The sequence below is a fragment of the Streptomyces sp. NPDC043746 genome, assembly GCF_056436485.1.
Window position 1 is genome coordinate 1 of the sequence record NZ_JBWKCM010000070.1, and the last position, 1,565, is coordinate 1,565.

At 68.9% G+C, this 1,565-nt stretch carries 2 protein-coding genes; both read right to left on the bottom strand.

Annotation, left to right across the window (positions count from 1 at the left end; all coding sequences use genetic code 11):
- Positions 1 to 683: electron transfer flavoprotein subunit alpha/FixB family protein (locus AC0682_RS31465; RefSeq protein ID WP_478536643.1), on the bottom strand; the 683-nt coding region annotated here is incomplete at its 3' end.
- 78 nt (positions 684 to 761) lie between these two features.
- A complete protein-coding gene (locus AC0682_RS31470) occupies positions 762 to 1,547 on the bottom strand; it encodes an electron transfer flavoprotein subunit beta/FixA family protein (RefSeq protein ID WP_478536644.1) in 786 nt (261 codons plus the stop codon).
- Between the last annotated feature and the right edge of the window lie 18 nt (positions 1,548 to 1,565).

Sequence of the window (1,565 nt, forward strand, 5' to 3'; positions counted from 1 at the left end):
GCCCCCAGACTGTCGGCGAGCGCCTCGATGAGCGGGAAGTTCTCCGCCCCGTTGACCCCGCGCCCGCCGGAGACCACGATCGCGGCCTCGGTCAGCTCCGGACGCCCCGTCGACTCACGCGGCGTCCGCGACGTCACCTTCGTACCGGTGGCGGTCGCACCGAACGACACCTCCAGCGCCTCGAGCGCACCCGCGGCGGCGGCAGGCTCGACGGGCGCCGAGTTCGGCTTGACCGTGATCACCGGAACACCCCTGGAGACACGGGACTTCGTCGTGAACGAAGCGGCGAACGCGGCCTGCGTGGCCACCGGGCCCTGGGCACCGGCCTCCAGATCGGTGGCATCGGTGATGATCCCCGAACCGATCCGCAGCGCCAGCCGCGCGGCGATCTCCTTGCCCTCCGCCGAGGACACCACCAGCACCGCCACCGGGGAGACCGCCTCGAAAGCCGCCCGCAGGGCATCCACCTTCGGAACCACCAGGTAGTCCGCGAACTCCGGGGCATCGGCGGTCAGGACCCGCGTGGCACCGTGCTCACCCAGCACCCCCGCGGTCGCCTCCGCACCAGCACCCAGCGCCACCGCGACGGGATCACCGATACGACGGGCCAGCGTCAGCAGCTCCAGGGTGGGCTTGCGGACCGCACCGTCCACGTGATCGACCAGAACAAGAACATCAGCCATGACAACGCACTCCAGACACAGAGAGGGAAGAGCAGAGGAGAAGAGGAGGGAGGGGGAAAGCCGGGGGATACCGCGGGCTCAGATGAACTTCTGGCCCGCGAGGAACTCGGCCAGCTGCCGGCCGCCCTCACCCTCGTCCTTCACGATCGTGCCCGCCGACCGCGCCGGACGCTCCGCCGCCTCCTCGACCGCCGTCCACGCGCCTTCCAGACCGACCTCGTCCGCCCCGATCCCCAGATCGTCCAGATCCAGCGACTGAACCGGCTTCTTCTTCGCCGCCATGATCCCCTTGAACGAGGGGTAACGCGCCTCACCGGACTGGTCGGTCACCGACACCACCGCCGGCAGCGAGGCCTCGAGCAGCTCGGACGCCGTGTCACCATCACGCCGACCGGTCACCACACCGCCACTGACGGCAACCTCGGACAGGAGAGTCACCTGCGGCACACCCAGACGCTCCGCCAGGAGGGCCGGGAGCACACCCATCACACCGTCCGTGGAAGCCATTCCGCAGATCACCAGGTCGTAACCGGTCTTCTCGACCGCCTTCGCCAGCACCAGCGACGTGCCGATCACATCCGTGCCGTGCAGATCGTCGTCCTCGACATGCACCGCCTTGTCCGCACCCATCGACAGAGCCTTGCGCAGCGCGTCCTTCGCGTCCTCCGGACCCACCGTCACCACAGTGACCTCCGCGCCGTCCGCCCCGTCCGCGATCTGCAACGCCTGCTCGACCGCGTACTCGTCCAGCTCCGACAGCAGACCGTCCACATCCTCACGGTCCACCGTCAGGTCATCGGCGAAACGCCGGTCACCGGTCGCGTCGGGCACATACTTCACACAGACAACGATCCTCAAGCTCACGCCGGCTCTCCTGCCTAC